This is a genomic window from Corallococcus llansteffanensis (genome assembly GCF_003612055.1).
GTDB lineage: Bacteria > Myxococcota > Myxococcia > Myxococcales > Myxococcaceae > Corallococcus > Corallococcus llansteffanensis.
On sequence record NZ_RAWB01000484.1, the window covers coordinates 1 to 7,536 of the forward strand.

The following is a 7,536-nucleotide window of genomic DNA, read 5'->3' on the forward strand; positions in this document are numbered from 1 at the left end:
CGCCGGACACGGCCGGGCTCGCCCTGGGCACCGAGGCGCCCCTGCTCCAGTCGCAACTGGAGCGGCTCGCGCGCCAGGCCTCCGTACTCCACGGCGCCGCCACCCGCCGGCTGGAGGCCCCGGCGCTCGCCCGGCCTGCATCCCAGCCTTCCACGACAAGCGAGACTTAGCAGGACAACTTGAATAGGTTGCGCGGCCTCCCCTCGTCGTTGGAGTCCCGCATGTCCTTCGTGTCGTTCCGTGCCTGGCGGTCCCGAGTCCCCACCCACCTGACGGGCCTGTTGCTGGCCGCCTCCGCGCTCACGCCTCCCACCGCGCTCGCGGCGAACGAGTCCGTGCGGGTGTGGCTGACGACGACGTCGGGCAGCACGCTCGCGAAGAAGCTCAATGTGGAAGCGAACAAGACGTTCGGCCCGGAGAGCGGCACGGCGACGGCCATCGACGTGAACGACGGCGTGACGTACCAGACGCTCGACGGGTTTGGCGGCGCGATGACGGATGCGTCCGCGTGGCTCATCCACAACTCGCCCCAGCGCACGGCCATCCTCAATGATTTGTTCAGCGTGGGCGCGGGCGCGGGCTACAGCGTCATCCGCCTGCCCATGGGCGCGTCGGACTTCTCGCGCAACAGCTACACCTACGACGACACCTGCTGCGACCTGAACGACTTCTCCGTGGGCCACGACGCGGCGTACATCCTGCCGGTGCTCCAGCAGGCGCGCGCCATCAACCCGGAGGTGAAGATCTTCGCGGTGCCGTGGAGCGCGCCCGCGTGGATGAAGTTCAACAACTCGCTCTCCGGCGGCGGCTACCTGCGCAACGACCTGTATGGCACCTACGCCAACTACTTCGTGCGCTTCGTGCAGGCGTACAACGCGAACGGCGTGCCCATCCACGCGCTGAGCATGCAGAACGAGCCGCACAACGCCAACGGCAGCTATCCGACGATGCAGATGGAGTCCAACGACCAGTCCGTCTTCGCGGCGCAGCACCTGCGCCCCGCGCTCAACGCCGCGGGTCTTGGCGGCGTGAAGCTGCACGCGTGGGACCACAACTGGCACGACGGCACGGGCCCCGCGGGCTTCCCGCATGAGGTGATGGCCTACAACGGCGGCCAGGCGCAGGCGGCGGTCGCGGGCGCGTCCTACCACTGCTACGAGAGCCCCGAGGGCAGCTACAGCGTGCAGTCCGCCTTCCGCAACGCGTACCCCAACAAGGAGGTCCACTTCACCGAGTGCACCGGCGGCTTCTGGGCGACGAACGCCGCCGCGAACCTGGAGTGGGCGCTCCAGAACAACCTCTTCGGGCCGCTGCGCAACTGGGCGCGCACGTCGTTGTACTGGAACATCGCGTTGGATCCGAACCACGGGCCGCGCGTGGGCGGCTGCGCGGACTGCCGGGGCATGCTCACCGTGGACAACGGCAACGGCAGCTACACGCGCAACGAGGAGTACTACGCGTGGGCGCACCTGGCGAAGGTGGTGCGGCCGGGCGCGGTGCGCGTGGACTCCACGTCGCTGGGCAACAACAACATCGAGACGCTCGCCTTCCGCAACCCGGACGGCTCGCACGCGCTCATCGCGCTCAACTCGAATGACGGCGCGACGCTGGGCTTCAAGGTCCGCTGGGGCGGCCAGGCGTTCGAGTACACCCTGCCGCCGCGCTCCGTGGCGTCCTTCCAGTGGGGCGGGACGGGCGGCACGCAGGGCCCGTGGTACCGGCTGGTGAACAAGGCCACCGGCAAGTGCCTGGACCTCGTCGGGCCGTCCGCGGCGGATGGCACCGGGCTGCACCAGTGGACGTGCCACACGGGCGCAAGCCAGCAGTGGTCCCTCGTCGCCACCGACAGCGGCTACTCGCGGCTGGTGTCGCGCTACAGCGGCAAGGTGATGGACGTGACGGGCGTGAGTGTTGCGGACGGCGCGCGCGTGCAGGAGTGGTCCTGGGCGGGCGGCGCCAACCAGCAGTTCAAGCCGGTGGCCACCTCCGGGGGCTACTCCCGCTTCGAGGCCCGCCACAGCGGCAAGGTGCTGGACGTGGCCAACTGCTGGAACACCGGCGACGGCGCCGTCGTCCAGCAGTGGGTCTGGGCCAACAACGACTGCCAGCAGTTCCGCCTGGAAGCCATGCCCTGAAGCCGGGCAGCGGACAGGCGCTCCGTCCAGAGTCCAACACCCCCCGGGCAGACGTGCACTCTGCCTGGCGACTTTTTGAAGGTGGATGGTTCCATTCACCGCGCGGGTACCCACTCTTTTCCGGGCACCCAGGCACGTGAAGACCTCCGACCCCCTGACAGATCCGAGCGCCCGTTCGAGGACCACGGTCCTCAACGTCAACGACGACCCGGCGACGCTGTACCTGCTGAGCCTCACGCTGCGGCAGGGCGGCTACCACGTGATTGAAGCCACGGGCGGCCAGGAGGCGCTGACGCTCGCGCAGGGGATGCCGGACCTGGTGCTGCTGGACGTGCACATGCCGGACATCGACGGCTACGAGGTCTGCCGCCGCCTGCGCGCCGACGAGGCCACCCGGGACCTGCTCATCGCGCACCTGTCGTCCGTGTCCGTGCAGCGCGAGGACCGCGTGAAGGGGCTCGCGCAGGGCGCGGACGCGTACTGGACCCGGCCCCTGGCGGAGGACGAGCTGCTGGCCAACATCGAAGCGCTCCTGCGCCTGCAGGCGCGCGCCCGGGACGCGGTGCGCGCGCGCGACCACTTCCTCAGCATCGCGGCACATGAGCTCAAGACGCCCATGACGGTGCTGCGGCTCAACCTGGAGCGCGCCGTGCAGCTCGTCGTGAACGACGCGGACGGCCCCGTGTCCAGCGGCCCGGTGGAGAAGCGGCTCACCCCCGCGGTGCGCCAGCTCACGCGCCTGCAGAACCTGGTGGACAGCCTGCTGGACGTGTCGCGCCTGTCCACCCGGGGCATGGAGCTGACCATGGAGACCGTGGACCTGTCCCGGCTCGTGCTCGACCAGGTGGAGCGGCTCCAGCCCCAGGCCCGCAGCTCGCAGGTGGCCCTGGAGGCCACGGTGCCCCCAGAGCCCGTCCTCCTCTTCGGAGACCCGCTGCGGCTGGAGCAGGCCGTGGGCCACCTGCTGACGAATGCCATCAAGTTCGGCGAGGGCCGGCCCGCGCACGCGCACCTGGAGACGCACGACGGCCAGGCGGTGCTCACGGTGCGGGACGAGGGCGTGGGCATCGCGCCGGAGGACCAGGCGCGCATCTTCCGCCGCTTCGAGCGGGTGACGACCGGCGACCGCTTCGACGGGCTGGGCCTGGGCCTCTTCCTGGCCCTGGAGATCGCCACCGCGCACGAAGGCGCCCTCACCGTGAAGAGCGCCCTGGGCGAGGGCGCGCGCTTCGAACTGCGGCTGCCCCTGCACCTGACCCGGCGGTACTGACCTTCCAAGGAGAACCCTTCGTGTCGAACAATGGAGATGGAGACGGTGATGACAGCCAGACGGCCCCCGAGGGCAGGAGCCCCACGAAACGGCTCGTCACCAACGTGCCCCGGCTGGACTTCATCACCAAGGGCGGCCTCATCCAGGGCTCGTCCTACGCCATCATCGGCCCCCCGGGGTCCGGCAAGACGGTGTTCGCCAACCAGATCGCCTTCCAGCACGTGCGCACCGGGGGCAAGGCCCTCTACGTGACGCTGCTGACCGAGTCGCACGGGCGCATGCTGGAGAACCTGTCGCAGATGACGTTCTTCGACGCCAGCGTCATCCCGGAGCGGCTGCAGTACCTCAGCGCGTACCGCGAGCTGGAGAAGGAGGGCCTCCGGGGACTGCTGGATCTGGTGCGCAAGAACGCCCAGCAGCACGGCACCACGCTGCTCATCATCGACGGCATGGACGCGGCGAAGGAGTTCGCCCGCACGGACCTGACCTTCAAGCGCTTCCTCCAGGACCTGCAGACCTTCTGCAGCATCCTGGGCTGCACCACGCTGCTCCTGGCGCCGCACCACGCGGGGGAGATCCACCCGGAGAACACCGCGGTGGACGGCATCTTCGAACTGTCCCTGTGGCTGCACGGGCCGCGCGCGGTGCGCGAGCTCATCGCCGTGAAGTTCCGGGGCGGGCCGTCGCTGCTGGGCCGCCACGAGGTGGAGATCTCCGACCAGGGCATGGTCATCCACCCGCGCACGGAGGTGCAGTTCGCGCACCCCGCCGCGGAGGGGCGCGAGGACCGCATGCGCATGCCCTTTGGCATCCCCCGCCTGGATGACGCGATGAAGGGGGGCCTGCTGTCCGGCTCCACCACGCTGCTCCTGGGCGCGCCCGGCACCGGCAAGACGCTGCTGGGTCTGCACTTCCTCCTGGAGGGCGCGCGCGCGGGCCAGCCGGGGGTCTACTTCGGCTTCTACGAAACGCCCCCCCGCCTCATCGAGAAGGCCCTGGGCACGGGCATGAAGGACTTCAAGAAGTACGTGGACGAGGGGCTCATTGAAATCCAGTGGCAGCCGCCCCTGGAGCACAACCTGGACTCCCTCGCCGAGCGACTCCTGGAGCGCATCGCGGAGCGCAAGGTGTCCCGGCTGCGCCTGTTCATCGACGGCGTGGCGGGCTTCCGCTCCGCCGCCGTGTACCCGGACCGCATGGGCCGCTTCTTCTCCGCGCTCACCCATCAGCTGCGGATGATGGACGCCACCACGCTGTATTCGGACGAGACGCCCCTGTTCAGCCCCGGGGTGGAGATGCCCCAGCCGGAGGCCGCGGCCACCGTGGAGAACGTCATCCTCGTGCGCTACGTGGAGCTGCGCTCGCAGCTCTACCGGCTGCTCTCCATCATGAAGATGCGCGAGAGCGCCTACGACAGCAGCATCCGCGAGTTCTCCATCTCCGAGGACGGCATCACCGTCGCGGACACCTTCGAGAGCGCGGAGAGCATCCTCACCGGTCACGCGCGCCTGACGTCGGTGCCTTCGGGAAGGAGCCCGCGCAAGAGCGCCGTCAAGGCGCCGCTGGGCACGCGGGAAAGCGCGAAGAAGAAGGCCGCCAAGGGGGTGAAGAAGTCCCCGGCACGCACCTCCCGCCGGAGTCGCACATGAAGACCGTGCTCGTCGTGGACGACGAACTCGACATCGCGGAGGCCGTCCAGGCCATCCTCGAGGAGGAGCAGTTCCGGGTCGTCATCTGTGGCAACGGCCGCGAGGCCCTGGAGAAGCTGAAGGACCTCCAGCCCGCCCTGGCCATCATCGACGTGATGATGCCGGTGATGAACGGCTACGAGACCATCGACGCCATCCGCAAGGACGCCTCCCACACCTTCCCCATCCTCGTCATGAGCGCCATCCAGCCCCCCAGGGCCAAGGCCGAAGCGCAGGGCTGGGCCGGCTTCCTCAAGAAGCCCTTCTCCCTGCGCGACCTGGTGGACTCCGTCACCCGCCTCACCTCCTCGTAGGGAGGCGCGGCCGGGATGTTTGCGGCTCCAACCGGGCGCCGGAGGGGGAGCTCCGGCGCCTGCCTGGCTGGTTGAAAACAGGGGGGCGCGCGCGCACAGTGGGCCGCGCCTCCATGACCACTGAAGTCGTGACGAACTCCCGCCAGGAGCCCGGCCTGTTCCGGCTCACCTGGCCCATCTTCTTCGAGATCTTCCTCTTCATGCTGATGGGCACGGCGGACACGCTGATGCTCAGCGGTGTGTCCGACGCCGCCGTGTCCGCGGTGGGCGTCGTCAACCAGTACGTCTTCATCTGCATCCTCATCATGGAGGTGGTGAGCCACGGCGCATCCATCGTCGTGTCCCAGTACCTGGGCGCGAAGCGGAGCGCGGAGGCATCGCGCATCGCGGCGCAGGCCATCACGATGAACTTCCTGCTGGGGCTCACGGTGAGCGCCGGGCTCCTGCTGTCGGGCGACACCATCCTCGGGCGGATGAACCTGGAGGTGCGGACGCTGTCGTACGCGCGCACCTACTGGCACATCGCGGGCGGGTTCCTCTTCCTGCAGGCGCTCATCAACGTCTTCTCCAGCCTCATCCGCACGTACGGCTTCACGCGGCAGTCCATGTTCGTGGCCATGGGCATGAACGTGGTGCACGTGCTGGGCAACTGGGTGCTCATCTTCGGGCACCTGGGCGCGCCAGCGCGCGGCGTGGCGGGCGCGGCGATGTCCACGGTGCTGAGCCGCGCGCTCGCGCTGGGCGTCTTCGGGTGGCTGCTCTACCGGGTGATGGACGTGCGCATGGCCCGCCGGGACTTCGTGGCGCTGACGCGCGAGTACGTGCGGAAGATCTTGCGCGTGGGCGTGCCGTCGGCGGTGGAGCAGATGACGTACCACGCGTGCCAGACGGTGTTCCTGTACTACGTGACGTTCCTGGGCCCGGCGGCGCTGGCGTCGCGGCAGTACGCCAACGCGCTGTCGCACTACGTGTTCCTGTGCAGCCTCGCCATCGGGATGGGGACGTCCATCATCGTCGGGCGGCTGGTGGGCGCCAACCGCTCCGCGGAGGCGTACGCGCGCGTGCTGAAGAGCCTCAAGTGGAGCGTGGCCATCACCGTGGGCGTGGACCTGACGGCCATCCTCTTCCGCGACCCGCTCATCCAGCTCTTCACGCACGACGGCGACATCCTGAGGATGACCTCCCAGGTGCTGCTGCTGAGCCTCCTGCTGGAGACCGGGCGCTCGTTCAACCTGGTGCTGGTGAACGCGCTGCGCGCCGCGGGCGACGCCACCTTCCCCGTCTACATGGGGGTGCTGTCCATGGTCTGCATGAGCCTGCCCCTGGGCTACTTCCTCGTCTTCCACCTGCACCTGGGGCTCGCCGGGGTGTGGCTCGCGGTGGCCGCGGACGAGTGGACGCGCGGCCTGGCCATGTGGCTGCGCTGGCGCAGCCGGGCGTGGGAGCGCCAGTCACTGGTGACACCCCTGGAGGCGCCGCCGGTGCTGGCCCACCCGGCGTAGGCCCGCCTCCTCCCCAGCCCACCAGGCCCCGGTGTGCACTCACGGGGTCAGGAGGTATAAGGTTCAGCGGTGGACACCCTGGACCATCGTTCGACGTTGCTCGTCGTGGAGGGCTACGACGACCTGCGCGAGGCGCTGGTGGCCCTCCTGGTGCTGGAGGGCTACACGGTGCTGTCGGTGGCCACCGCCATGCAGGCCCTGGACGTGCTGACCCGGCTGCCCCGGCGTCCCGCCCTCGTGCTGCTGAGCCTGATGCTTCGCAACCCGGAGGACCAGGCGTTCCTGTCGCGGCTGCGGGGGCTGGAGTCCGGGCCCAGGCTGCCGGTGCTGGCGCTGACGACGGACCCGGACCTCCAGGCGCCCCTGCCCGGGACGGTGGGGCTCCTGGGCAAGCCGGTGCGCACGGAGGTGCTCCTGGCCGCCGTGGACCGCTACCGGGCCCGGCATTGAGCGCGCGGGACGTCCTGTTCCACGCAACTCGGGGTGCAAACGGGCGATAATCTTCCAACGGCCACCACCGTCACAACGGTGGTTCGAGGGGGAAGTCTTCATGTCCAGAATCGGCGAAGCGAGTGGCAGTGCAACCGCGCGTGTGCAGCAGGCCCGGACCCAGGAGGTCCGCCCTCC

General features: G+C 69.4%; 6 protein-coding genes. All 6 read left to right on the forward strand.

Annotation, left to right across the window (positions count from 1 at the left end):
- Positions 1-221 precede the first annotated feature (221 nt).
- Positions 222-2,135: an RICIN domain-containing protein gene (locus D7V93_RS32670; protein WP_120647110.1), complete on the forward strand. Its 1,914-nt coding sequence runs from the start codon at positions 222-224 to the stop codon at positions 2,133-2,135.
- A 136-nt stretch (positions 2,136-2,271) separates the two neighbouring features.
- Positions 2,272-3,405, forward strand: a complete 1,134-nt coding sequence (locus D7V93_RS32675) for an ATP-binding response regulator (RefSeq protein WP_244237658.1) — start codon at positions 2,272-2,274, stop codon at positions 3,403-3,405.
- Positions 3,406-3,425: 20 nt separating this feature from the next.
- Positions 3,426-5,054, forward strand: a complete 1,629-nt coding sequence (locus D7V93_RS32680; RefSeq protein WP_120647112.1) for an RAD55 family ATPase — start codon at positions 3,426-3,428, stop codon at positions 5,052-5,054.
- Positions 5,051-5,407 (forward strand): response regulator transcription factor, encoded by a 357-nt coding sequence (locus tag D7V93_RS32685; RefSeq protein ID WP_120647113.1) that lies wholly within the window; start codon positions 5,051-5,053, stop codon positions 5,405-5,407. The genes D7V93_RS32680 and D7V93_RS32685 overlap by 4 nt, the downstream gene beginning before the upstream one ends.
- A gap of 113 nt (positions 5,408-5,520) precedes the next feature.
- A complete protein-coding gene (locus tag D7V93_RS32690) occupies positions 5,521-6,909 on the forward strand; it encodes an MATE family efflux transporter (RefSeq protein WP_120647115.1) in 1,389 nt (462 codons plus the stop codon).
- 69 nt (positions 6,910-6,978) lie between these two features.
- The gene (locus D7V93_RS32695) at positions 6,979-7,359 is read left to right on the forward strand and encodes a response regulator (RefSeq protein ID WP_120647114.1); all 381 of its coding nucleotides are present in this window, start codon (positions 6,979-6,981) and stop codon (positions 7,357-7,359) included.
- Positions 7,360-7,536: the final 177 nt, after the last annotated feature.

Bases quoted from the DNA above. Each gene is read 5' to 3' on its own strand.
- D7V93_RS32685 (WP_120647113.1), top strand. From the start codon at position 5,051: ATGAAGACCGTGCTCGTCGTGGACGACGAACTCGACATCGCGGAGGCC.
- D7V93_RS32670 (WP_120647110.1), top strand. From the start codon at position 222: ATGTCCTTCGTGTCGTTCCGTGCCTGGCGGTCCCGAGTCCCCACCCAC.
- D7V93_RS32690 (WP_120647115.1), top strand. From the start codon at position 5,521: ATGACCACTGAAGTCGTGACGAACTCCCGCCAGGAGCCCGGCCTGTTC.